General features: G+C 60.9%; 23 protein-coding genes. 6 read left to right on the top strand and 17 right to left on the bottom strand.

Going from position 1 to position 22,726, the window contains the following annotated elements:
• Window position 1: 1 nt before the first annotated feature.
• The 4 genes from moaD to ACYHH6_RS16970 form a co-directional block, all read right to left on the bottom strand.
• Complete coding sequence (gene moaD / locus ACYHH6_RS16985; protein WP_112560833.1) at window positions 2-259, bottom strand: molybdopterin converting factor subunit 1; 258 nt, start codon at window positions 257-259, stop codon at window positions 2-4.
• Window position 260: 1 nt separating this feature from the next.
• Entirely contained in the window at window positions 261-857 is a 597-nt protein-coding gene (gene pgsA / locus ACYHH6_RS16980) for a CDP-diacylglycerol--glycerol-3-phosphate 3-phosphatidyltransferase (protein WP_023673449.1), read from the bottom strand.
• Between the two features lie 182 nt (window positions 858-1,039).
• Complete coding sequence (gene uvrC, locus ACYHH6_RS16975; protein ID WP_352585128.1) at window positions 1,040-3,118, bottom strand: excinuclease ABC subunit UvrC; 2,079 nt, start codon at window positions 3,116-3,118, stop codon at window positions 1,040-1,042.
• On the bottom strand, window positions 3,115-3,879 hold the full coding sequence (locus ACYHH6_RS16970; RefSeq protein ID WP_352585126.1) for an SDR family oxidoreductase: 765 nt from the start codon (window positions 3,877-3,879) through the stop codon (window positions 3,115-3,117). The genes uvrC and ACYHH6_RS16970 overlap by 4 nt, the downstream gene beginning before the upstream one ends.
• A 412-nt stretch (window positions 3,880-4,291) precedes the next feature.
• On the opposite strand from ACYHH6_RS16970, the gene ACYHH6_RS16965 reads away from it, so the two are divergent.
• Window positions 4,292-4,942 carry an outer membrane protein gene (locus ACYHH6_RS16965; RefSeq protein WP_112560830.1) on the top strand — a complete coding sequence of 217 codons (651 nt, stop codon included), beginning with the start codon at window positions 4,292-4,294 and terminating at the stop codon, window positions 4,940-4,942.
• Between the two features lie 63 nt (window positions 4,943-5,005).
• Here ACYHH6_RS16965 and ACYHH6_RS16960 read toward each other — a convergent pair whose 3' ends face one another.
• Both ACYHH6_RS16960 and ACYHH6_RS16955 read right to left on the bottom strand, forming a co-directional pair.
• Complete coding sequence (locus tag ACYHH6_RS16960) at window positions 5,006-5,602, bottom strand: glutathione S-transferase family protein (RefSeq protein WP_352585124.1); 597 nt, start codon at window positions 5,600-5,602, stop codon at window positions 5,006-5,008.
• Between the two features lie 295 nt (window positions 5,603-5,897).
• Window positions 5,898-6,302 carry a hypothetical protein gene (locus ACYHH6_RS16955; RefSeq protein WP_352585122.1) on the bottom strand — a complete coding sequence of 135 codons (405 nt, stop codon included), beginning with the start codon at window positions 6,300-6,302 and terminating at the stop codon, window positions 5,898-5,900.
• 146 nt (window positions 6,303-6,448) lie between these two features.
• Here ACYHH6_RS16955 and ACYHH6_RS16950 point away from each other — a divergent pair, with 146 nt between their 5' ends.
• The gene (locus tag ACYHH6_RS16950) at window positions 6,449-6,733 is read left to right on the top strand and encodes a hypothetical protein (protein WP_352585121.1); all 285 of its coding nucleotides are present in this window, start codon (window positions 6,449-6,451) and stop codon (window positions 6,731-6,733) included.
• Between the two features lie 251 nt (window positions 6,734-6,984).
• On the opposite strand, the gene ACYHH6_RS16945 is transcribed toward ACYHH6_RS16950, so the two are convergent.
• Window positions 6,985-7,515 (bottom strand): DinB family protein, encoded by a 531-nt coding sequence (locus ACYHH6_RS16945; protein ID WP_352585119.1) that lies wholly within the window; start codon window positions 7,513-7,515, stop codon window positions 6,985-6,987.
• Window positions 7,516-7,577: 62 nt separating this feature from the next.
• On the opposite strand from ACYHH6_RS16945, the gene ACYHH6_RS16940 reads away from it, so the two are divergent.
• The gene (locus ACYHH6_RS16940; protein WP_435053267.1) at window positions 7,578-8,204 is read left to right on the top strand and encodes a TetR/AcrR family transcriptional regulator; all 627 of its coding nucleotides are present in this window, start codon (window positions 7,578-7,580) and stop codon (window positions 8,202-8,204) included.
• Window positions 8,205-8,235: 31 nt separating this feature from the next.
• Here the strand turns inward: ACYHH6_RS16940 and ACYHH6_RS16935 are convergent, their stop codons facing one another.
• From ACYHH6_RS16935 to ACYHH6_RS16910, 6 genes are all read right to left on the bottom strand, one after another.
• Complete coding sequence (locus ACYHH6_RS16935) at window positions 8,236-9,072, bottom strand: EamA family transporter (RefSeq protein WP_352585117.1); 837 nt, start codon at window positions 9,070-9,072, stop codon at window positions 8,236-8,238.
• Window positions 9,069-9,647, bottom strand: a complete 579-nt coding sequence (locus tag ACYHH6_RS16930; RefSeq protein WP_352585116.1) for a TetR/AcrR family transcriptional regulator — start codon at window positions 9,645-9,647, stop codon at window positions 9,069-9,071. The genes ACYHH6_RS16935 and ACYHH6_RS16930 overlap by 4 nt, the downstream gene beginning before the upstream one ends.
• A gap of 131 nt (window positions 9,648-9,778) precedes the next feature.
• Window positions 9,779-10,231, bottom strand: a complete 453-nt coding sequence (locus tag ACYHH6_RS16925) for a hypothetical protein (protein WP_352585114.1) — start codon at window positions 10,229-10,231, stop codon at window positions 9,779-9,781.
• Between the two features lie 360 nt (window positions 10,232-10,591).
• On the bottom strand, window positions 10,592-10,717 hold the full coding sequence (locus ACYHH6_RS16920) for a hypothetical protein (RefSeq protein ID WP_488500515.1): 126 nt from the start codon (window positions 10,715-10,717) through the stop codon (window positions 10,592-10,594).
• A complete protein-coding gene (locus ACYHH6_RS16915; RefSeq protein WP_352585112.1) occupies window positions 10,687-11,535 on the bottom strand; it encodes a 23S rRNA (adenine(2030)-N(6))-methyltransferase RlmJ in 849 nt (282 codons plus the stop codon). Before ACYHH6_RS16915 ends, ACYHH6_RS16920 begins: the two co-directional genes overlap by 31 nt.
• Window positions 11,536-11,542: 7 nt before the next feature.
• Window positions 11,543-12,157 (bottom strand): hypothetical protein, encoded by a 615-nt coding sequence (locus tag ACYHH6_RS16910; protein ID WP_112560822.1) that lies wholly within the window; start codon window positions 12,155-12,157, stop codon window positions 11,543-11,545.
• Between the two features lie 1,215 nt (window positions 12,158-13,372).
• On the opposite strand from ACYHH6_RS16910, the gene ACYHH6_RS16905 reads away from it, so the two are divergent.
• Window positions 13,373-14,410: a UDP-glucuronic acid decarboxylase family protein gene (locus ACYHH6_RS16905; protein ID WP_352585110.1), complete on the top strand. Its 1,038-nt coding sequence runs from the start codon at window positions 13,373-13,375 to the stop codon at window positions 14,408-14,410.
• Window positions 14,411-15,490, top strand: coding sequence for a UDP-glucose 4-epimerase GalE (gene galE / locus ACYHH6_RS16900; protein WP_488500451.1), 1,080 nt, complete (start codon window positions 14,411-14,413; stop codon window positions 15,488-15,490).
• Between the two features lie 185 nt (window positions 15,491-15,675).
• Here the strand turns inward: galE and ACYHH6_RS16895 are convergent, their stop codons facing one another.
• The 4 genes from ACYHH6_RS16895 to ACYHH6_RS16880 all read right to left on the bottom strand — a co-directional run bounded on the left by ACYHH6_RS16895 (window position 15,676) and on the right by ACYHH6_RS16880 (window position 20,422).
• Window positions 15,676-16,251 carry a DUF995 domain-containing protein gene (locus ACYHH6_RS16895; RefSeq protein WP_352585106.1) on the bottom strand — a complete coding sequence of 192 codons (576 nt, stop codon included), beginning with the start codon at window positions 16,249-16,251 and terminating at the stop codon, window positions 15,676-15,678.
• Between the two features lie 224 nt (window positions 16,252-16,475).
• The gene (locus ACYHH6_RS16890; RefSeq protein WP_352585104.1) at window positions 16,476-18,965 is read right to left on the bottom strand and encodes a sulfatase-like hydrolase/transferase; all 2,490 of its coding nucleotides are present in this window, start codon (window positions 18,963-18,965) and stop codon (window positions 16,476-16,478) included.
• A 274-nt stretch (window positions 18,966-19,239) separates the two neighbouring features.
• Complete coding sequence (locus ACYHH6_RS16885; protein ID WP_352585102.1) at window positions 19,240-19,758, bottom strand: hypothetical protein; 519 nt, start codon at window positions 19,756-19,758, stop codon at window positions 19,240-19,242.
• A gap of 265 nt (window positions 19,759-20,023) precedes the next feature.
• Window positions 20,024-20,422: a hypothetical protein gene (locus tag ACYHH6_RS16880; RefSeq protein WP_488500450.1), complete on the bottom strand. Its 399-nt coding sequence runs from the start codon at window positions 20,420-20,422 to the stop codon at window positions 20,024-20,026.
• Between the two features lie 114 nt (window positions 20,423-20,536).
• On the opposite strand from ACYHH6_RS16880, the gene ACYHH6_RS16875 reads away from it, so the two are divergent.
• Window positions 20,537-22,675 (top strand): glycosyltransferase family 2 protein, encoded by a 2,139-nt coding sequence (locus ACYHH6_RS16875; RefSeq protein WP_488500449.1) that lies wholly within the window; start codon window positions 20,537-20,539, stop codon window positions 22,673-22,675.
• Window positions 22,676-22,726 lie beyond the last annotated feature (51 nt).

Below are 22,726 nucleotides of genomic sequence, written 5' to 3'. Positions count from 1 at the left end.
ATCAGCCCCCGGTCATCGGCGGAAACAGCGCGATCTCGCGCGCGCCGGCGACCTTTTCCCGATGCTCTACATGTTCCTGGTTGATGGCGACGCGGATCACGTCGGGATATTGCAGCGCGTGCTCATACTCCTCGCCACGGGATTTCAGCCAGCGCAAGAGGTCGGCCACCGTCTCGATACCGGCGGGCAATTCGACGTCTTCCTCAGGCTTGCCGATCCGTTCGCGCACCCAGGCAAAATAGATGAGCCGCGTGGTCATCTCACTCGTCCATAATGTGTTTGAGGCCGGCGCGGAAATAGTCGTAGCCGGTGTAGAGCGTGACCAGTGCGGCGATCCACAGCAGCACCAGCCCGGTCTGCGTGGTCAGAGGGAAGATCTTGTCGCCGGCAGGTCCGGCAAGCAGGAAGGCGATGGCGACCATCTGGATGGCGGTCTTCCATTTGGCGAGCTGGGTCACCGGCACCGAGACCTTCAGCGCCGCCAGATATTCGCGCAGGCCCGAGACCAGGATCTCGCGGCACAGGATGATGATCGCCGCCCACAGCGACCAGCCGGCGATGCCGGCGTGGCGGTCAGTGTCGGCGGCCAGGAGCAGCAGGCAGGTGGCGACCAGCAGTTTGTCGGCTATCGGATCGAGCATCTTGCCGATGTTGGAGGTCTGCTGCCAGGCGCGCGCCAGATAGCCGTCGAGATAATCGGTGATCGAGGCCAGCAGGAAGATGATCAGCGCCGACCAGCGGGCGAAGTCGCTCGATTTCAGATGCCCTTCGAGAAAAAAGCACAGCACCACCAGCGGCACCGCGACGATGCGGGCGTAGGTGAGCATGTTGGGCAGGTTGAACGCGCGCTTGGCCATATCGGGAGGACTCTTTCTGCCTGCGTACTCAAATCAGAACCGGATGTAGGGGGTCAACAGCCGAGATTCGATTGGCCAGACGAAAATAGCGCGCGATTGTCGGGATTCGAGTGGGGTCACCTTGGAAGGGAGCAGAAGCCGCCATCCGAAATCGAGGAGAGTATGCCCAACGTTACCGGCGGTCAGCTCTCGTGGAAATGATTGTAGACCAGTTTCGCCACCTGCTCGGAAATCCCGTCGACCTTGACCAGATCCTCGACTGCCGCGCGGCTGACCGCCTTGGCGGTGCCGAAGGCCAGCAGCAAGGCGCGCTTGCGGCCGGGACCGATGCCGGCGATCTCGTCCAGCGGGCTCTTGACCAATTCCTTCTTGCGCCGCGCGCGGTGCGAACCGATGGCAAAGCGGTGGACCTCGTCGCGCAGCCGCTGGACGAAATAGAGCACGGGGTCACGCACCGGGAGCGAAAACGAGTCCCTGCCCTTGACGAAGAAACGCTCGCGGCCGGCATCGCGGTCCTGCCCCTTGGCGATGCCGATTGCCACGACGCGGTCCTCGATGCCGAGATCGGCGAGGATCTTGCGCACCGCACTCATCTGGCCCTGGCCGCCGTCGATCAGGATGACGTCGGGCCAGGCCGGAAAGCTGCCGGAGATATCTTCCTCGATGTCGTCGCCTGCTTCGCCGGCAGCCGCATCGTCGGCCACGGCGACATCGCCATGCTCCTTCAGCAGCCTTGAAAAACGCCGCTCCATCACCTCGCGCATCATGCCGAAGTCGTCGCCGGGCGTGATCTCGGTCGAGCGGATGTTGAATTTTCGGTACTGGTTCTTCACGAAGCCTTCCGGTCCGGCCACGACCATGGCGCCGACGGCGTTGGTGCCCATAATGTGCGAATTGTCGTAGACCTCGATGCGTACGGGCGGCTTCGCCAAGCCGAAGGTCTCGGCAAAGCCGGCGAGCAGCCGGCCTTGCGTCGAGGTTTCGGCCAAGCGGCGGCCGAGCGCCTCGCGGGCATTTTGCAGCGCGTTGTCGGTCAAATCCCTCTTCTCGCCGCGCTGCGGCACCGAGATCGACACTTTGCGGCCGGCGCGGGTGGAAAGCGCCTCGGCCAGCAGGTCCTGGTCCTGGACGGCTCGCGACAGAAGAATGTTCCGCGGCGTCGGCTTGTCGTCATAGAACTGCGCAAGGAACGAGCCCAGCACTTCCGCCCCCTCCAGCGCCGGATCGGCCTTGGGGAAATAGGCGCGATTGCCCCAGTTCTGGCCGGTGCGGAAGAAGAACACCTGGATGCAGACCTGGCCGCCCTCCTGGTGGATGGCGAAGACATCGGCCTCGTCGACCGTTGCCGGGTTGATGCCCTGATGACTCTGCACATGCGACAGCGCCGCTAGCCGGTCGCGATAGATGGCGGCGCGCTCGAAATCGAGCTCCTGCGACGCCTGTTGCATGGCTTCAGAGATCTCGGTCTTCACCTTCTGGCTGCGGCCGGACAGAAAATCCTTCGCCTCGGCGACAAGCTCGGCATAGTCACTGTGCGATATCTCGCCGGTGCAAGGACCGGCGCAGCGCTTGATCTGGTAGAGCAGGCACGGCCGGGTGCGGTTCTCGTAGAAGGAGTTGGTGCAACTCCGGAGCAGGAAAGCGCGCTGCAGCGAATTGATGGTGCGTCCGACGGCGCCGGCGGAGGCAAACGGGCCGAAATAGTCGCCCTTGCGCGAGCGCGCACCGCGATGCTTGTAGATACCGGGCGAGACATGATCGCCGGTCAACAGGATGTAAGGGAACGATTTGTCGTCCCGCATCAACACATTGAATCGCGGCCGCAAGCGCTTGATAAGATTGGCTTCGAGCAGCAGCGCTTCGATCTCGGTGCGGGTGACGACGAACTCCATCGTCGCCGTTTCGCGCACCATGCGGCCGATGCGGGCGGTGTGGAATCGGCCTTGCGCGTAGTTGGTCACCCGCTTCTTCAGGCTGCGCGCCTTGCCGACATAAAGCACGTCGCCGGCGGCGTTCATCATGCGGTAGACGCCGGGCGCATTGGGCAGCCGCTTGACCAGCGTCTGGATGACCTCGGCGCCGACCATGCCGTCGGCGTCGCCGGCATGCGGCGCCCAGTCTATCGCGGTGAAGGCGACATCGGGGCCGGCGGCCTCGGGCTCGACGATCTCCTCGGCCGCCTCGTCCTCAAGGTCGATGTCGGGCGGCATATCGTCAGCGGCGCCGGCGCGCGTCTTGTGTTTCTGGTCTGCGGGACTCATTCCACCATGCCTGTCACATCCGGCGTCTGCCATGCAAGATGCTGGCCGCCGTCGAGCGCGATCATCTGGCCGGTCACCGAGCGCGCCTCCCAGAGATAGCGGATGGTGGCGCCGAATTCGGCCAATTGCGGGCCGCGCTTCAGGATCAGGCCGTCGACCTGCTTGTCGAAATCGTGATCTTCCTGGCGCACATTCTTCAGCGTCGGACCGGGGCCGATGGCGTTGACGCGGATGCGCGGACCGAGCGCCTGCGCCAGCATCTCGGTCTGCGTCCACAGAGCCGACTTCGACAGCGCGTAGGAGAAATAGCGCGGCGTCGGCCGCCAGACGCGCTGGTCGATGATGTTGACGATCAGCCCCTCCTGCCCATGCGGCAAGGCACGGGCGAAGTTCTGTGCCAGCAGCGCCGGCGTCTTCACATGGATGGCGAAGTGGCGGTCCCATGCCACCCAATCGAAATCTTCGACGCTGTCGTCAACGAAGAGCGAGGCATTGTTGACCAGAAGCGTGACCGGACCGAGCGCGGCCTCGGCGCGGCCGACGAGATCGCCGACGGCGGCCATGTCGGTCAGATCGGCGGCAACCACGGCGGCGCGGCCGCCCTCGCCCCTGATGCGCGCCGCCAGCGCGTCAGCCTCGGCGCCCGATCGGTTGGCATGGATGGCGACGGCAAAGCCATGCGCGGCCAGATCCTCAACGATCGCCTTGCCGATCCGCTTTGCCCCACCCGTCACCAGTGCCACACCTGTGGCTTCGATCATCTGTCAATCCTCAATCTGCGCCCCAATTCCGCTAGCCGGCACATTGTGACGCGTCCAGGGGTTAAATGCCGTTTCCACCTGGGGCAGGAATGTGGCGAAACGGCATTTTCAGCGCCGGGACCCGTCCGGATTCGGGCCGGCAGGACCGCAATATAGGACGCTGGACTCCTTGCACCAAGCCGAGTGCAGTGCAGCATCGCAAGCGTGCTGACATTTCGCTGTTGCGAAGATGCAACGTCAAGCTTCAGCCTCATTCGCGCCGGGGAATGACCCATTTTCAGGTTCGCTGCCGCCGCATTTTGACACGACATTCGGAACCGTTGAGTGCCAGATCCGTTTCATCCCCCGGACGGGTTGATGGCGTTCAAGACAAACAAGCCTACGTGTCTTGTGGCTTAAGGAGTAAACAACAATGCAAGCCAATCTCAAATTCGCGCCAATCGCGGTCGCGCTCGGGCTCTTCGCCCTCAGCGGCACTGCTTTTGCCGCTGACGTCGTCTCGGAAGAGCCCCCGGCACCTGCCCCGATCGCCGAACTTCCCGTCGCTTCCTGGGCCGGCCCCTACGCCGGTATCAGCGCCGGCTACGGTTTCAGCGGTCATGCCAAGGTCCACGACGGCGGCCCCGACATCAAGACCAAGGGCTTTGTCGGCGGCGTTTTCGGCGGCTATCAGTGGCAGCAGGAAAACTTCGTGTACGGTGCTGAAGCCGATCTCGGCTACAACGGCGTCAAAGGTGACAGCGGCGGCGTCAATTCCAAGGGCGGCTTCGAAGGCTCGCTGCGCGCCCGTCTCGGCTACGCTGTGACCCCAGAAATCCTGCTCTACGGCACCGGCGGTGGCGCCCTGAAGAACCAGAAGGTCTCGAGCCCCCTGGGCAGCGACGACAACACCATGCTCGGCTGGACGGCCGGCGTTGGCACCGACATCAAGATCACCGACAATGTGTTCGGCCGTGTCGAGTACCGCTACACCGACTTCGGTTCCAAGAGCTTCGACAGTGTCGGCACCAAGGTCAAGGAAAGCGACAACCGCGTCACCTTCGGCGTCGGTATGAAGTTCTAACTGTCGTTCAAGCCACGACACAAGAAAGCCGGGCCTCGCGCCCGGCTTTTTTTGTTTCGCCAGTCACGCCGGCACAGCCACCCTCAGCTCCGGAAACTTGTCGTCGAAACGCGCTGCCCAGCGGGTCAGCCGGCCGCGGCCCTTTTCCCATTTGCCGGCGAAGCGCAGCGAGAGATAGCCAAGGCAGGCGCGCAGCGCCAGCTGGCCGAGCGTGATCTTCTTCGGCAGTTTCGGCGGATTGGCGTTGAGGAGGTCGAGTGCGGCGGTGATCTTCGTCCACTGGCGATCGAGCCAGGGCTGATAGACCATCTCGTCGGGCCGCGTGCGCCGCTCATAAACCATCGACAGCGCGCAGTCGCAGATACCGTCGGCCAGCGCTTCCAGCACTTCGGCTTCGAGCCGCTTGTCGGCATTGCGCGGCAACAACAGATTCTTCGATGCGCGGTTGAGGTGCTGGGTGATGGCGCGGCTGTCGTGGATCGAGCGGCCGTCGTCGAGCACCAGCACCGGAATCTTGCCGAGCGGATTGGCCGATATCAATTCGGCCGGCTTGTCCTCGGTCTTGATTGGCACCAGGTCAACAGCGATGCCGGCATAGAGTGCCGCCATGCGCACCTTGGAGCTGTAAGGGGATGAGGACGCGTAGAGCAGCTTCGGCATGATCGGTTCCCTGTTTTTGCAGACAGTGAGTTTCTACCGATCGACGTCTACAGGCAAATGCCAGCGGAAGAAAAACTGGCCTCCAGAGGAACAGTTATCGACAGTGTGGTCTGCTCAGGGCAACAAAAAAGCCCCACCGGACTTCGCCGTGAGGCGAAGTCCTGGGAGCTGCGAAAGATAGAGTACGTTCGCCCCTCTGTTCGTGCGCCTTAACACCAGGACGGAGGGCGCGGCGTATCCAAGGCGCCCGCCCTCATATGTCCCGGCATCGTCCCCGGCGCGCGAAGAAACGCGATTACTTTTTCGCGGCCTTCGCAGGCGCTGCCTTCTTGGCAGGCGCTGCTTTCTTCACGGCTGCGGTAGACTTCGCAGCAGCGGCCTTGGCCGGAGCCTTGGCAGGTGCCTTCTTCGCGGCGGGTTTCGCCACAGCCTTGGCAGCCGGCTTCTTGGCAGGTGCCGCCTTCTTTGCCGGTGCAGCCTTGGCCTTGGCCGGTGCTGCCTTCTTCACTGCGGGCTTCGCCGCAGCCTTCGCAGCCGGCTTCTTAGCCGGTGCCGCTTTTGCCTTGGGCGCTGCCGCCTTCGGCTTGGCAGCAGGTGCTGCCTTCTTCACTGCAGTTGCCGCTTTCGCCGCCACTGCCTTTACTGGTGCTTTCTTTGCCGGTGCCTTGGATGCCGGCGCTTTGGATGACGTCTTAGCCATGCGATGCCCCTTGCGTTTGTGCCGTTGGCCGTTAGTGACCCGGCGAGCCTATGCATATCTGACTCGCGCGTGTCTAGCCAGCGAAGCATTACGCAGATTAAATTTCGGTTACACCGAGAGCATGTCCGCGATGATCGACAGCGAAAGTGGCAAAGATTCTTCGCGCGTCACAGCGAACTTTTGCAGAAGAATTTCTGAGCGTTGCGACTCATGCGATCTTCTCGTCAAGCTCACAGTCTCTTGCGGCGGCGTCGATCGCGCGTGGTCATCAGCGGCTTGTCGGGTTGCGAAAAACCATCGCATTCCCTCGACTGATCTTGCTTGATCAAGGCGACAACAAAAACAGCACGAAACTATATGTGAGCTTCTTGCTCGCATTTATTTTGAGCGAGATGTGGACACCTGAACCGGCGAACGATTCGGATCCGTGACGAAGCGGAAACCTGAAGCCGGCGGGACAGCACCCCCCTCTGCCCTGCCGGGCATCTCCCCCGCAAGGAGGAGATTGGATGTCATGTCGGCCTTCGCCAATCAACCTGCGTCGCAAGAATGAGCGAGGCGCCGAGGTTGCTGATCTCCCCCCTTGCGTGGGAGATGGCAGGCAGGCCAGAGGGGGGTGTGGCCGATCACTACGTCTGTCCGGCGTAGCCGCACTTCCCTTGGATTGTAAGGCTTTCAGGCCCTACACCCCAACGGGCTCACGTATCACCTGCAACCGCCGCGAGGGCTCTGTCTGGTGGAGGTGGACGGCAAACGTATCCCATGGCGGTGTGACGCCAATCTGCACCAGGATCCGCCCGATCTCACCGCGATGGTAGCCGCCATGGGTGACGACATGGGTCAGCATTTCCTCGCGCGACATCATCGCCCTGTCGCCGTCGGTGAAGACAAAGGGCACAGGCTGCGACAGAAGTTCTGTCGGCACAGCGTCCAGATAGTCGAGATACCAGCGGTCCATCGCAGCGATATCGGCGCCGAGTTCATCGAGCGACGGCGTGGTCTCGGTGTTGTCGGACGCGTAGCCATGACGCGTGCCGGAAAGATGCGCCGAAAATATTCTCGACACGACGAGATTGTGGTTGAGCAGACGGATCGCAGCATGACGTTCCTTCGCATGCTTCTGCTGATCCAGGCTCGCGAGCTTCTCAAGCAACTCGCCATTGGCCCAGGCTTGATAGACGAAGAGACTGCGAAGCAGATCCAGCGCGCTCATGGATCGTATCCTTTCCAAAAAATGTGAGTATGTTGTCCATATTCTTGGCTGATGGAGCGGACATGTCTACTCGCATTGCAAAGCCGCGCTCGCGCATGCGCAAGCAGCCGCGCCAGGCGCGTTCGCGCGCAACTGTCGAAGCGATCATCGAAGCCGGTGCTCATGTTCTGAGCGCGCTCGGCTGGGCCGGCTTCACCACCAACAAGGTGGCCGAAGCCGCCGGTGTCAGCATCGGCTCGCTCTATCAATATTTTCCCGACAAGCTGTCGCTGGTCGAGGCAATTCGCCGGCGACATTTTGACCAAGTGTTGTCGGTGATCGCCGAATCAGCCGAAGGCGACAAGCCGCTCAAGCGATTCGCGCAGGAGCTGGTACGCGGCATGATCGAGGCGCACAGCATCCATCCGACGCTGCATCAGGTGCTGCTCGACGAGGCGCCAGGCGATCGCGGCTCACGCGCCGCCCATGCCTCGTTCCAGTCGCGCTATCTCGACCACTATAGTGCGGCGGTAGCGCAGTATCGCCGGCGCAGGAAGGACAATGAGACCGTGGCCCGCGTGCTCTCCTCGGCGGTCGAGGGCGTCATCCACAATGCCGCGCGGCGCGACATGCTCGATGCGCCGGACCTGCAGAAGCAACTCGTCGAGCTGATCTGCGCTTATGTGTCGGGTTCCGGCCGCAGCGCATGAACAGAATAGCGCGATCGAGATCCCTCACCGCTCACGCCTGATAGCCGAGGCAGATGGCGCCAAGCGCGACGACGGCGCAGGCACTGATGCGCCGCGGTGTCAGTTGCTCGCCGAGGAAGAGCCGACCGATGAAGGCGGCAAAGACAACACTGGTTTCGCGGATGGCGGTGATGGGGCCGGCCGGGCCGAGTGCAAAAGCGGCGACCACGACGGCATAAGCAAGCAGCGCGAACAAGCCACCGGCGAGAGCCTTACGGGTTTCGGGCGCGCTGAAGTTGACGACGAGCCTGCCGCGCAGGACGATGAAGGTCACCGGCAGCAAGGCGCCGTAGATCAGCAGTACCCAGGCGGTGTAGGCGCCGCTGTCGCCCGCCACGCGCACGCCGATGGCGTCGACCGTCGCGTAGGCCGCGATGATCGCGCCGGTCGCCAGTGCGCAAAGGATCGAGGTCGTCGATGCCCTGCCCCTGCCGAGCGAGAGGCCCATGATGCCGCAGGCGACCAGCGTGACGCCGACGATCTCGGGCCTTGTGAGCTGCTGGCCGGCCAGCACGAAACCGCCGAGTGTAACCAGCAACGGCACGCTGCCGCGCACGATCGGATAGACCTGCCCCAGTTCGCCATAGCGGTAGGCGGCGACCAGGAACACGCTGTAGCCGACTTGGAGGCCGGCCGAGAGCGCGACATAGGGCCAGGCGCCGGTCGCGGGAAGCGCATGGTAAAGCGTCATTGGAATGGCGATGAGCGTGCTCGAAAAGCTCATGACGGTGACCGTCCATAGCCTGTCGGCTCCGGTCCGCAGGAAGGCGTTCCAGCCGGCGTGCAGAATGGCCGCGAACAGCGCGAGCGCAATGACCGTCGCGCTCATTGCGCTGTGCGCGCGCTGGCGATGACGGCATCGGCCGCCTTGCGGGCGCTATCGATGGCGTCGGCCTCGCCCATCTGCGCCATCAGCGTCGCGCCCTCGATCAGCATCAGCAGCGCCGCCGCAGCGCCCTCGGCCCGCTTTGACGGCATCACCGCCTCGAGGATCGCCTGCATGCGCCGCTTGAGGCCGTTCTTCTGCCTGGCAACGGCCTGGAACACCGGATGGGTGGGATCGCCGAACTCGGCCAGTGCATGCGCGAACAGGCAGCCGTGGAAATCCGCGCTGCTGAACCAGCGCTCATGCCAGTCGAAGATTTTGGCGATCTTGCGCTCCGGCGTGGCGACCTCTTGCGCAAGCTGGTCGAGCTGACGCTCGAAACGCCGGGCGCGATAGTCGAGCACCTCGACGATCAGTTCGTCCTTGCTCGGAAAGTGGCGATACATCGTCATCTTCGCCACATCGGCCTCGGCAATGATGCGGTCGATGCCGGTGGCATGGAAGCCGGCGCGCTTGAACAGGCTGTAGGCTGTTTCGACGACGTGCTGGCGTTTGTCGATCGCAGGCGATGGCGTCATGGTCTTCCACCAGTGATGAGACAGGTCTGTCTCGTATTTATGAGACCGATCAAGCCGGCTGTCAACACGCCAAACGAAAACGCCTGCGGCCGATCTCGCCGCAGGCGTAAAGGTGGAGAAAGGTACTGCTCTCAGCGCAGGACGCGGCAGCGACCGTTGTAGACCATCCAGCGGTCGAAGCCCGAAACGCAGAATTCGACATTGTCGCCGATCGAGGCAAAACCCTGGCCTTCCTCGATCAGGTACCAGATGGTGCGGGCACGGCCATCGGAGAGGTTGACGGTGGCGCCGCAATAGCGGCGGCCGATCGGCCATTCTTCGCTTGCCGGCAGATAGCGATGCTGGTGAATGCGCTGGAAATCGGTGATCGAGACATCAGGCAGATGCGGCACGTGATGCACCTGATAAGAGAAGCGGCTGGAGATCTTGTTCAGCACCCAGGCCTGCCCACAGACGCCGCTGTCCTCGTCGGAATAGACGGAAAGATCGGCGGCCTGCGCCGCCTTGGTGATGCCAAGGGGTGCGGCCAGCGGCGTGCAAAGCGAAATCAGGACAGCAAGAGCGGATTTGGCAAAGCGAGTCATGGCAGCCTCTCAAAGGTCGATTGCACGCACTGTGCGGATTCGGCGGCGCGCGGTCAAGCGGTCGTGCGGACGATGGTTTGCGGCTTCGCGGCTGGTTTTGCCGGTGCGAAGCTGAGAAACCTTCGCCCTGAGCCTTTGAAGAACCCGCCTTCCCTATATCTGGGAAGCGGGCCGCCATGGCCGGCGCTCTGTCCCGCTTCAGCCCTGCTTCGCGTCGCCCTGCGGCACCGCGGCCGGGTCCATCCACATCGCCTCCCAAGATGTGACCGTCAGGGTCGGCCAGGCTGCGATTGAACATGAAGCCATAATCCTGCTGGGCATTGATGTCGGCCGTGCCGCCATGTTTCGCCGCCGCCTCGTTCATCGCATCGACCGCCGCGCGGCTGTCGCAGGACACGGCAAGCATGACTTCGCTGGAGGTTGCGGGCGCATGCGGCGCTCGCAGCGAAGCGTTGCTATTCCCCGGCCAGCCATTCCAGCGACCAGTGCGCCGGCTTTTCGACCGCCAGCAGTCTGTGCAGAGCCGGCAGCACGATGCGCAGGTCGCGCTCCAGCGTGAAGGGTGGGTTGACCACCACCATGCCGCTGCCGTCGAGGCTCGGCTCCCGCGACGCAGGCCGGATCTCGAACTCGATGTCGAGCAGCTTCGCGACGCCGGATTGCTTGAGAGCCTTGCGGAAGGCGATAATCGCCTTGCGGTCCTTGATCGGATACCACAGCGCATAGATGCCACCCGGCCAGCGCTTGTGCGCTCTTTGCATCCCGTCGACGAGGCGGTCGAATTCGCCGGCTTCCTCGAAGGGCGGATCGATAAGGACCAGCCCACGCTTTTCCTTCGGCGGCAGATGCGCGCCGAGGGCCAGCCAGCCGTCGAGTTCGATCACCCTTGTCTGGAAATCGCCGGCAAACAAGGTCTTCAGCCTGGCGGCATCATCGCCATGCAGTTCGATTGCCGACAGCCGATCCTGCTTGCGCATGAGATGGCGGGCGATGAGTGGTGAGCCCGGATATTTCCTCACGCCACCATCGGGATTGAGCGAACGCACGGCTTCGAGATAGGGGGCAAGCAGCGCAGCCGCCGATTTGTCCAACGGGGCGTCGATCAGGCGGCCGATGCCGCCCTGCCATTCGCCGGTCTTTTGCGCTTCCGTCGACGACAGATCATAACGGCCAATGCCGGCATGAGTGTCGATGACACGGAACGCCTTGTCCTTCTGCTTTAGATAGTCGAGCAGAAGGCTGAGCACGACATGCTTGACGACATCGGCGAAATTTCCGGCGTGATAGGCGTGACGGTAATTCATGCCGCGCTCATTTCGAGGAGCCCCTGCCCCAGCGCGGCGGCGGCGGCTTCGAGTTGGGGTTGTCCGGCCGGCTGCCGCCGAAACGCAACGATAGCAGGAAGCCGATCAGGCCGACGGCAATCAACCCATAGCCGACCGGCCGGGCGCGGCCGTCGATCTCGCCGGTACCGGCGCGCAGCACCAGGTCCACCGCCCGCATCGGGATATCATCGGCATCGCCCGGGCCGACGGTGAAGAGATAGGAGCCGGGGCTGACGGTCGCGATCACGCCGGCCTCGTCGCGAAAGATCTTGTCGGGCAGTTGCGGGCTGACCTGGCGCGGATTGTCTGAGTGGTTGAACTGCAGCGTCGAGGCGAGCACCGTCTTGCCACCGGTAGCCGCGGTCAACGTCAAGATAGTGCGCTGCTGCGAGACGATGCGCTCGGCCCGCGCTGTCAGGTCGACCAGCACCCTGACCGGCGCGTCGCTTGACGAGAGCGCCACCGTCACCGGCTTGAAGCGGCCCTGCTCGTAGACCCTGTAGCTGCCGACCTCATGGCCGGAGAAATTCGTCATCGCCCAGGGATAGACGACGCCGACGGCGATACCGGCGAGCAGGATCAGGACAAACAGAAAGCGCATTGAGAATAACCCGAGTGTTCGACCAGCTTGCCAATAGCGCCCTAGGGATCAAAAGGCGATGGCCTGCGCAGCGAGCCTCGTCCGTCCAAGACCAAGATAATAGCCAAATGAATGTTTGCGCGGATTTGGCCAAGCGAGTTGCCCGCCGTCCAATTGCATCGGCGTCATGGCCGCGTCGTAACACTAAAGGATTTCTACCTATGCGCTCATAAGCACTCGCTAATATCTATATAAATAGATGGTGCCAGGACCTTCCACGATTTTGATTATTGAGAGGCATACTGTGCCCGAGGGGGTTTCTATCCCAAAAATCTACAAGAAGCAAGATGGCGCATATTTCAATCCGAAATGTCTTTGATATAAACATTCGTGCATAGAGTCACATAAATTAGTTTCATTATAACTATAGTCGAACACAAAACCTCCGCAATTAACGAGTCAGTACTGTTTGTCGCTCACTGTATCATAGAATACCCCTCGGGTAATCTGAATATCTGGCCATGAAATAAAGAGAGAGAACGTGCCTTATCCGAACCGACGGGGTGAACCTAAACCCTACATTGGGAACGCCACGAGCATTTCTGGCCCGAGCCGTTTCGGGCGCCGGTCGCATTTTTTTCCAAGAATTTGCGGACGAAGCGTAGTGTCACCATATTTTTGATATTTCATAAATTGAAATATTTTCAAATATACGATGCGATATATAGGGCCAGTGCGAGCTTTCGACTGGGTGTCTTGGATCTATATCTGACCATTTCTTGGTCATATTTTGCACTTTTTCTATCACAAAATCCCATTAATATTATTATTTTCTACCCGGTATATTGCCCTTTTTCGATCATGGCTCGAGTTGAAGCGGCAGACGCTGCCGACCTCATGATTAACCACTCCCCAACGATTACGGTTAAGGATTTGCTAATTTAGTTGACTATGATTTCCACAGGTATATTTTTGATACGTTGGGATATGCAATTTGGGCGAGCAATGGGCGATGGTGGCACCAGACGCGTAACCGCGATTTCGGGGCGTAATCGAATGCTGAACGGCAACCAATAGCCGCATAGCGTCGCCCAGCGAACTCAGAAAGCAGTCAACAGACATCAGGAGTGACGATTCCGCAGAAGCGGAGGGTTTGCGACGTCCGCAGGGGCGTGGCCGGGCAACGCTATGTCCGGGCGGTAGCGTGCGCAGTGCGTAAGGGCGAAGGGGTGGAGTATGCGTAGGACTGTCAATGTTCTGAAACTCGAATCCGGGAACAGCCGAAGGCGCGCCAACTCCAATCGGGGCCGCGCCCTGGTTGCCGGCGGGGCAGGATTTCTGGGTTCGCATCTGTGCGAGCGTCTTTTGCTGGATGGATACGACGTTGTCGTGCTGGACAATTTCCACACCGGCAAAAGGTACAATCTCAATGCCATCCTGCGCAATCCGCGATTTACGTGCATCGAGCACGACATTGTCGACGTACTGCCTTCGGATCTTCAGGTCGATGAAATCTACAACCTCGCCTGCCCGGCCTCCCCGCCGCATTACCAGGCTGATCCGATCCATACGTTCAAGACAAGCGTGCTTGGTTCGCTGAACCTGCTCGAACTCGCGCGGCGGAACAATGCCAAGATATTTCAGGCTTCGACGTCCGAGGTCTATGGCGACCCCTTGGTGCATCCGCAGCCGGAAGCCTACTTCGGCAACGTCAATCCGCACGGTCCGCGATCCTGCTATGACGAGGGCAAGCGTTCGGCCGAGACGCTATTCTTCGATTATTCGAGAATGTACGGCCTCGATATCCGCGTCGCGCGGATCTTCAACACCTATGGCCGCCGCATGCAGCCGGACGATGGCCGCGTCGTATCGAACTTCATCGTCCAGGCTTTGCACGGTGACGACCTGACCGTCTACGGCAGCGGCCAGCAGACACGTTCATTCTGCTACGCGGACGACCTGATCGAAGGCTTCATCCGGCTGATGAACGCACCGAGCGCGCCGCAGCACCCGGTCAATCTCGGCAACCCTGCCGAATTCACCATTCTGGAACTGGCGACGCAGGTGATCGAATACACCAACTCGCGGTCGAAGATCGTGCATCGGCCGCTGCCCGTCGACGATCCCAAACAGCGCAAGCCGGACATCTCCTTTGCCCGGGAAAAACTTGGCTGGGAGCCAAAGATCAGCCTGAGCCAGGGGCTCGCGCATACTACGGCGTATTTTGACGCCCTGCTCTACTCGAGCCGGCCCGTCAAAGAAGCAGCGATGTAAATGAGCCGCCCGGCAATCCTGGTAACGGGTGGGGCCGGTTACATCGGCAGCCACACCTGCAAGCTGTTGTCGGCTGCCGGCTACCTGCCCGTCGTTTTCGACAATCTAAGCCGCGGCAACGAGAGATCGGTTGCCTGGGGGCCGCTTGTCGTCGGCAATATCCGGGACCGGACAGTGCTGCAGCAGGCGATCAGGACCTATCAGCCGAAGGCGATAATCCACTTTGCAGCGCTGGCCTATGTCGGCGAGTTTGTTCATGAGCCCGCGGAATATTATTCGACCAATGTGTCGGGCACCATCGCGGTGCTGGATGCGGCGCGCGCAAGCTCGATCGAAAACATCATCTTCTCAAGCAGCTGCGCAACCTACGGCGTGCCCGAAACATTGCCCATTCGAGAGACCTCGGCGCAAAATCCAATCAGCCCTTATGGGCGGACCAAGCTGATGGGCGAGCAGATCATCAGGGACTATGCCTCCGCCTACGGAATGAAATATGCGATCCTGCGCTACTTCAACGCTTGCGGCGCCGATCCGGAGGGCGAGCTCGGCGAATGGCATACGCCGGAAACGCACCTGATCCCGCGAGTGCTCATGGCCGCATCCGGCACGATCGACGAGATCGAGATTTTCGGCGCGGACTACGACACGTCGGATGGCACCTGCGTGCGCGACTACATTCATGTCAGCGATCTGGCCCGCGCGCATCTGAGGGCTCTCATGCATCTTGAGGCGGGTGGCGAAAGCCTGTCTGTCAATCTCGGCACCGGACGCGGGGTTTCGATCAAGGAGATTCTCCAGGCGGTCACCCGGATGACGTCAAAATCGGTTCCCGCGGTCTTCAGGCCCCGGCGCCCGGGAGACCCGGCAGAGCTTTACGCCGACCCGGCCGGCGCACGCGAACACCTGGGTTTCATGCCGGAACTTTCCGACATCGATACGATCGTCAGGACAGCCGCCCCATTCTTCGGACTGGAGGCCGCCGCGTCCACAATTCCGATGCCGACGGCGAAGCGCAGCCGGTCAACTGCGCCAGACATGTCAAATGCATCGGAAAGCAATACCAGCTCGCAAAGCTGGTAGTCGTCCCGTTTGTTGTGTGTCGGGACGTGGGCTCGCTGAGGTGGGTGAGGGCTTCTCAGCGAGCCTTTGATAAAGCCGGCCCTGGAAATCGTGGAGCGCTCTTACGACAGAGCGCGTCAACGCGCTTATCCTTGTCTTCATGCATGCCGTGTCCCAAAATCGCATGCGCACTTGGGCCGCATGCATCAACTCTTGGAATCGATCAGGCTACGGACCTTGTCAAACTGCGCGCCCTTTGTATCGCCTTCCTCGAATCTCCGTTGCTCGTCGGAAGGGTCTTCCAGAGAGTGCCTGAAACTGTACCAGAGACCGTCCGGATCCTTGCGCTGCTCGAGGGTCCCACCCCGGATGCGGTGGCTGAAACACGTGCGAATCGGGGCTGCGGCGTAGGTCTTGGACCGCCAGATGAGATCCATGCACATCTTGCCATCGTTGCTTAGATGCCATCTGCCTTCGCCGACAGAAACCGTGTCCTGCTCGGAGGTCCAGGCCCGGACCGGTCTATCCTTCTGTCCGAAATAGGCCGCTCCGTTATCCCATATCCACGTGCGGTCGGCATAAACAAGCTGAAGTTCGAAAGCCGTCGGGACGGTAACGGCATCTGCAGGTCCGCTGTCTTTAGCAGCAGCTGCGTGCGCGGCTCCGCAAAGCGCCATCTGGCACCAAATGGCCAGGAGGGGCGCCAGGGAGACACTCATGGCAAGTCGATGGCGCCTCGCCCCGCTCGCCGATTCAGATGGCAATCCGGTCTGGGTCGTCATGCCGAGCGATCGCATTCGATGTTTGCTTCCCAAGCGGGCATCGACCAGCCGAGCATACCGCAAGAACGGCCCGGTCCGTCCCGCGCTGATGGCTCCACGCCACAACCATCAGTATTTCGCATGCTATTGACTGCCGCGCGAAGATGTCAACCGGGAGGGCCGACAGTATCTGTCGGAGCGCGCACGGGCTGCAAATCGAGGGCGACGGTCAGGCACGCGGGACATTATACACATCCCTCGACGAAGGGGCCGCTAACCCATAGCGAGCCGTTGCTGTACATGGCGGTCCCGTTGTCGTCGGTGTAGCCGTGAGACTGCTCGTCGACATGCAGCCTGGTGGTTGGCACCAGCTGACCATTCACCTTGATGCTCTTGATGAACAGGTTGCGATCACCTGGCTTGCCCTCTCCGCCCCACAGGTCGTTGACATAGCGAAGCTCGATCGTCTTCGGGTTCGGAACGCTGCTGAGATCGATGTGGAACGGCTTGGCCTCGGTTGACGCCTGCATTAGCTCCGCCACGGCGGCTTCGGGCGTCGATGCAACGCTTTCCTTGCCCGGGACGTCGATCTCGGCGACGGTCTTTCCGTCGACCACGACGTCGAACCGAGGCGCGCCTTGGAGATTAATGCCGGCAGCGTCGACCTCCAGACTGGTGATGGAGCAACGTCCTGTGTCTTTCGCCGCGGCGGCCACCAGGTCGGCCACGCGCTGCCTCTGCGATTGCACCCATCCGGCGATGGGCTGCAGCAGCGCGTTTCGGTCGCCGGTGTCGGCAGTGAAGAGGTTGGTTCGTTCACCGGAATCGGCCTTGAGGTCGTATTCCTCCACCTTGCCGGTGGTCGCGTTGAAGATGACCTTCCGATCGTTCTCGCGATAGCCGAACAGGAAACCGGCCCAGGGATTGAAGAAGAAGGTCTTGTTTGGCCGTTGCTCGCTGAACAGGCTGCGCCCCTGCCACTGTTTCGGCAGCGGAAGCCCGAGTATGTCGAAGATCGTCGGGGCGATATCGACGATGCCGCCGACCGGGTGCGCAACCTCGTCATGGAAGAGATGCTTGTTGATCATGATGAGCGGGATGTGGATGTTTTCCTCGTAGATCGCGCTGGCATGAATGTAGTCGCCATGCTCCCCGAACGCCTCGCCATGATCGCCCAATATGACCACGAGCGTCGAATCGAGCTTGCCGGACTGCTTGAGCGATTCAAGGATCTCGCCAAGCGCCGTATCGCCGACCTTCAGGGCGTTGAGATAAGCATTGAATTTCTGATCATCCGAGTAGTGGACCAGCGTGTCGCCGTCGGAGGAAGGCGCCATCTTCGAAAACATCGAGCTGTCGGTGATGTAGGGATAATGGGTCATCGCCGTGAACATTATGCCGAAGAAGGGTTTTCCCGCGTCCTTGTTCATCCAGTCGATGATCGATTGCGCCGTGCAAAGATCGCTGTTGTAGTCCATGTTCTTCCACTGCTCGGAGCTGAGCTTGAAAGTCGGGGTACTGCATTTCTGCCCCCGGTAGTCCTGGATCACATCCAGCCCCTTGTTGAGCAGAAACTCATCGACCCGTTGGAACCGGGAATCCGCGCTCCAGAAAAACCCTGTGCGGAAATTGTTCTTGGACAGGGTGTTGGAGATCGTGTCCAGAGGCAGATATGGATACCTGGTGGTCATGCCATAGTATGAAATATCGTTGTACATAGAGGTGAGCAGAGAAAACACCGAGTAATGCGTGGAAGGTGCGTGCGCATATATGTTGTCGAATCGTATGGAGTCCTTTGCGTAGCTCTTGATATTTGGTGTGATCGGATACTTGCCGCCATACGTCTCGATGTATTTGGACGGCACCGACTCCATAATGAAAATCAGCACGTTCTTGATCGGGTTTGGTGCCGGCGCCTTGAAGGCCGACGTCTCGGGCGGACGCTCGCCGACGCTCGCGACATCCGGGTCATTGGTGTTGGCATTCATTGCCAGCACGACCGGCGTTGGACTGAACACGGCCGATTCAACAAAATACAGGATTGGATTGTCGATCTTGGCCGCCGGCAGCGCCTCCGCACGCACGTGGTATCCAGTTCCGGCGAGAGCCGTGCCGACACACACAACGAGCACGCCCAGAAAGGCCCCGTAGCCAGCGGCGCTCAGCCCCTGGCACAAGCTGGCCGCGGCATAGCCAAGGATGAGCACCAGAATGACGGACCCGGAAAGGGTCGCGAAGTCCTTTATGTTGAGCGCGTCGCCCATCGCGTTCCTGGCATCGGCATTCTGCAGGAAGTCGCCATAGACCAGCCACTGGAACGTGAACGGTTCGCCCAGCATCTTGACGAGGTTGATGTTGGCAAATCCCCAGCCCAGAGAGACCACGACAGCAACATAGAAGAGGAAGACGACGATTACTGAGCCGAGACGGCTGGCCTTTGCCAGGAACAGCAGGATCAGGGTCACCACGGTCAGGGACGTAACGACAATCAGATCGTAGTAGCTCGATGCCAATCCCTTGGGGATGGCCCCTAAAAGGCCTGGAAACGTGGTTTGCGGATCAACGATTGCGCTGCGGTAGACACCCAAAAGCAGCCAGGACAACAGGCCCGTGCAAATGATCCGCTGGCTCATGCGCCGGAAGCGCATGTCCTTCGACGAAGCCGCCCCCGCCTTCGATTCCATAAGGCTGCTCTCAGGTCGGCTCGCCGACCCCGTACCGCCGCCGATGCTCATACAACTACCCGCCGCCAGTCTGCGCTTCGGCCCACACCACGGCCGCCAGCCTTCAAACCCCCATCCGCAGAATCGACTTGCGCTAAAAAAGAGTCAACAAAATCAAGTTTGGGTTAACCAAGTCTCTTGGGAACTGGTTAACCGAACGCGTTGAACGGCGATGCGTTTTGGCCAAGTGAGTTGTTCAACCAACTGTGCACCCCGCTGTATGAATCGGCGACGGCGGGCGCTGTCGAGCACCCGCCGTCGCGATGTTTCAGTACTGCGTCAGCAATCAGCCGCCACGCAGACGCGTCGGGCTCAGGCTCGCGACTGTCATGCCCCGCTGTTGGGAAGGACACGTCGGCAGAAAGCGGCTCGCATCCGCGTATGTCATCTTCGCGATGGAACTCTTCAGCCCACCACGCTTGGCGATCCAACCGCGAACCCAGCCAGGGTAGTTTTTCATCATGAAATTAGCGGCCACCTGATTGCCCCGCGCAGAAACGCCATATGGCAGGTGAAAGCCGAACGAAGCATTCTGCGTGATGCACACCTTGCTCTTGGGCATCGACAGATAAAGCGTGCAGGCCGAGTCACACGAACCATTGAACCGCACAAAGGTGCCGCTGCGGCGCATTTTCAGCGCACGGATGGCATAGTCGATCACATAGCCACCGCGATCGCCACTGATCGTCTTGACGTTGGCCGTGCCAACACTGATGCGCGGTCGCAGCAATTCTCCCGCGGAGCTTGTTGAGATCAGTGCGCCCATCAGAACGAGCGCACCGAGAAACTTCATTATCGTTTTCATTTGCGCCTCCTGCTATGCCGTCAATGACTAGCTGGGAGGTGTAAAGATTGAATATTCCGTGTCGCTAAAGTTGTATCAGTTGATTGATTGTGCAGCCGTTTTAGGACCTGATTGACGATTTGATTTACGAATGGCGCAGAAGGATGATCACTGAAACGTAAACCCGTCGCGGGCATCATTGCAGATCGACTGTGCTGCGGAGCGCACTCGGCGGATTTGGATCAGAGGAAGTCGGATGGCCGTTGGTGGCAAGGAGCGGAGGCCGTCAAAGGAAGGCAAGCCTCGCCGCGTCTGCGTCGTGACAAATGCAATCGATCATGGGGGCGAAGGCGGCGCCATGGTCGAGCTGGCCAGGCTTTTCGCCGAAGATGGCGACGACGTCACCCTGCTGTGGGTTCCAGGCAGGGATGCCCCAGCGGAGGAGGCAGCGCGCCACCGCGACCTGGAGGCGGCCTCGGTGCGACTGGAAATTCTCGACAAATCCGATCAGTTGCTTCCTTCGCTGACGACGCCCGAGAGCCGGTCCGCCGCTGTGCTGCATTATCTCGAACGGTCCGGCCACGATCTGGTCTACGCGCCGCTTGAGGGCGGCTTGCCTTACTACACGCTGCTGGCGGTCGAGACTGCGGCCTTTGCCGCGCCGCCGATCGTGGTCGTCGCCCACGCTCCGGAAGAATGGGGACGTGAAGCCGACAAGGCGTTCATGGACAGCACCGAGGCGATTGCCGTCGCCTATATGGAGAAATACTGCGCCGAGATGGCGAACAGGACGATCTGTGTGTCGGCAGCCTTGCGACAGTGGATGTTGTCGAAGGGCTGGAAGGTGAAGAAGGCGATCGTGACGCCGATGTTGCCGTTGCAGGATCGTCTCGGTCCAGCCGGAGCGCGGCCGTCCGTTGTGACGACAAGCGCCAGAGAACTTGCCGTCTTGGCCGGGTGGCGCTTCCGGGATGGCCTGACGCTGCTTTGCGACGCGCTCGACATCATCGCGCCAACAGCACCAGAAGGGCTGGCGGTCACCGCATTCGGCCCATTCGGAAAGATCATGGGCGAGCACAGCGGTGGACTGCTTCTGAGACGCGCCGAGCGGTGGCCGTTCAAGCTCAACCTGTTGGCGCACGCAAGCCCCGCCGCAAAGCTCGACTACGTCGCGCGGACCGGCGCGCTTGCCGTCATCCCCGCCCACGCCGCATCGACGGGCGTCGCCGTCGCCGCTTGTATCGAGGCGGGACTGCCCTTTGTTGCGACCAATGTCGACGCGAACGCCGAGAGCTGGAATGCGCAGGCGAGGCAACCGCGGCTGGTCGATCCTGACGCTGCCGCGTTGGCGCAGGCGATTTCGGCGGCGCTCGATGACCCGCCTCGCCCACTGCCTGTCGACAGCCTGCGCCAATCTCGGCAATCCTGGCTGGATACGCGCAATTTGCCGACACCGGCCAAGCGCAGGCGCGTCGACAAAAGTGTCGGGTCGTCACCCCTGGTCTCTATCGTCATGGCCCATCGCAACCGGCCGCTCTATCTGAAACAGGCAATCGCGGCGATCGAGGCGCAAACCTACGATCACCTGGAACTGGTTCTGGTGGACGACGGAAGCGACCTGGACGAAGCCAGGCGATTGCTGGATACGCTGGAACCGACCTTCCGTCAGCGCGGATGGAAGATCCTGCGCCGACCGCACGAGCATCTCGGCGCGGCGCGAAACGCCGGCATCCGCGCTTCGCAAGGCGAGCTGATCCTGTTCGTCGACGATGACAACGCGCTGTTTGCGGAGGCCGTCGATCATTTCGTGCGTGCGATGGCAACATCGGGCGCTGACATCTGCACTGCGTTCCAACTGATCTTCTACGAGGATTTGGTGCCTGAGCATCGCGCCGACGGGCTGATCCAGTACCTGCCACTGGGTGGTCCCGACGCGCTCGGCCTGATCCACAACGTCTACGGTGACGCGAATGCGATGATGCGCCGATCTGTGTTCTCGCGGATCGGGTTCCTGATCGAAAAGCCCGGCTACGCCATGCACGACTGGGAGTTCTTTGCGCGAGCCTCTCTCGCAGGTCTCAAGATCAGGACGATTCCAAAGCCGCTATACTGGTATCGCTCGAAACCGGATGGAATGTTTCGGACGTCGAACTGGTACGACAACCGGCTTCCCGTCCTGGAGGCGTTCAGGTCGAGCCAACCTGATGACGTCCGCCTGCTGCATCATTTGGCCGTCGCCCAGAACACGCACCGGTCCGAAATTGAAAGCGCCCGCGAAAACCTGAAATATATCCCCCGCAATCGAAAATATCTGGAGCTGTGCGACATCGAACCGAACAGCGATGCAGCCATAGAGAAGCTTGCGAGCATTGCTGGGTCGATCGGTCGCCCCGATACGGCTGCCACCTTGCTTGGACGCCCCGCCGCCACGCACCACAATGCCCCGTACAGTCCTGATGTCGGCGGCAATACGATCATCCTCGACTACGACATACTGAGGAGCGCACTGTTGCTTACACCGCGCGTCTCGGCTCTCCCGCTGCTGCTTGTCGCACCGGATGACGGCGGGTTGTTCTTGCGTCCGCATCTGGATGGCGCGGTCGCTGCATTGCTTGACCATCAATTTCCAGCCTTCTTCCGGAAGGTGGAAGCAATCGTTGAAATCGCTCATGCCGACGCGCCGGCGATAGATTTTGCTCTCGCCCTTGCTCGACCCGATCAAACCATAGATTGGCAACAGGACATCGGCGCGCAAACGATCGCCTTTTCAGGCTGGATGAGCATCGAAGACAGATTCGTGCGTCATCCCTTGGTGGCAGCGCTTCGCGCACGACGGAAGACCCCGCTTTCAATCGTTCTCGCCGTTCGTTTCACCGCAACGTCCAATGGTTTTCCCACCAATGCGTTCTTCCGCAAGCTGACACTGTTCAGCAACTAAACGTCGATCCAACCAGGCAAGGGAGATCCGAGCGCAAGCGAGGCCCGTTCA

It is taken from the genome of Mesorhizobium sp. P171375 (assembly GCF_057786075.1).
The sequence above is the reverse complement of the archived record's forward strand: the minus strand, read 5'-3'. Positions and strand labels throughout refer to the sequence as shown.

Bases quoted from the DNA above. Each gene is read 5' to 3' on its own strand.
- moaD (WP_112560833.1), bottom strand. From the start codon at position 259: ATGACCACGCGGCTCATCTATTTTGCCTGGGTGCGCGAACGGATCGGC.
- pgsA (WP_023673449.1), bottom strand. From the start codon at position 857: ATGGCCAAGCGCGCGTTCAACCTGCCCAACATGCTCACCTACGCCCGC.
- uvrC (WP_352585128.1), bottom strand. From the start codon at position 3,118: ATGAGTCCCGCAGACCAGAAACACAAGACGCGCGCCGGCGCCGCTGAC.
- ACYHH6_RS16970 (WP_352585126.1), bottom strand. From the start codon at position 3,879: ATGATCGAAGCCACAGGTGTGGCACTGGTGACGGGTGGGGCAAAGCGG.
- ACYHH6_RS16965 (WP_112560830.1), top strand. From the start codon at position 4,292: ATGCAAGCCAATCTCAAATTCGCGCCAATCGCGGTCGCGCTCGGGCTC.
- ACYHH6_RS16960 (WP_352585124.1), bottom strand. From the start codon at position 5,602: ATGCCGAAGCTGCTCTACGCGTCCTCATCCCCTTACAGCTCCAAGGTG.
- ACYHH6_RS16955 (WP_352585122.1), bottom strand. From the start codon at position 6,302: ATGGCTAAGACGTCATCCAAAGCGCCGGCATCCAAGGCACCGGCAAAG.
- ACYHH6_RS16945 (WP_352585119.1), bottom strand. From the start codon at position 7,515: ATGAGCGCGCTGGATCTGCTTCGCAGTCTCTTCGTCTATCAAGCCTGG.
- ACYHH6_RS16940 (WP_435053267.1), top strand. From the start codon at position 7,578: ATGTCTACTCGCATTGCAAAGCCGCGCTCGCGCATGCGCAAGCAGCCG.
- ACYHH6_RS16935 (WP_352585117.1), bottom strand. From the start codon at position 9,072: ATGAGCGCGACGGTCATTGCGCTCGCGCTGTTCGCGGCCATTCTGCAC.
- ACYHH6_RS16930 (WP_352585116.1), bottom strand. From the start codon at position 9,647: ATGACGCCATCGCCTGCGATCGACAAACGCCAGCACGTCGTCGAAACA.
- ACYHH6_RS16925 (WP_352585114.1), bottom strand. From the start codon at position 10,231: ATGACTCGCTTTGCCAAATCCGCTCTTGCTGTCCTGATTTCGCTTTGC.
- ACYHH6_RS16915 (WP_352585112.1), bottom strand. From the start codon at position 11,535: ATGAATTACCGTCACGCCTATCACGCCGGAAATTTCGCCGATGTCGTC.
- ACYHH6_RS16910 (WP_112560822.1), bottom strand. From the start codon at position 12,157: ATGCGCTTTCTGTTTGTCCTGATCCTGCTCGCCGGTATCGCCGTCGGC.
- ACYHH6_RS16905 (WP_352585110.1), top strand. From the start codon at position 13,373: ATGCGTAGGACTGTCAATGTTCTGAAACTCGAATCCGGGAACAGCCGA.
- galE (WP_488500451.1), top strand. From the start codon at position 14,411: ATGAGCCGCCCGGCAATCCTGGTAACGGGTGGGGCCGGTTACATCGGC.
- ACYHH6_RS16895 (WP_352585106.1), bottom strand. From the start codon at position 16,251: ATGACGACCCAGACCGGATTGCCATCTGAATCGGCGAGCGGGGCGAGG.
- ACYHH6_RS16890 (WP_352585104.1), bottom strand. From the start codon at position 18,965: ATGAGCATCGGCGGCGGTACGGGGTCGGCGAGCCGACCTGAGAGCAGC.
- ACYHH6_RS16885 (WP_352585102.1), bottom strand. From the start codon at position 19,758: ATGAAAACGATAATGAAGTTTCTCGGTGCGCTCGTTCTGATGGGCGCA.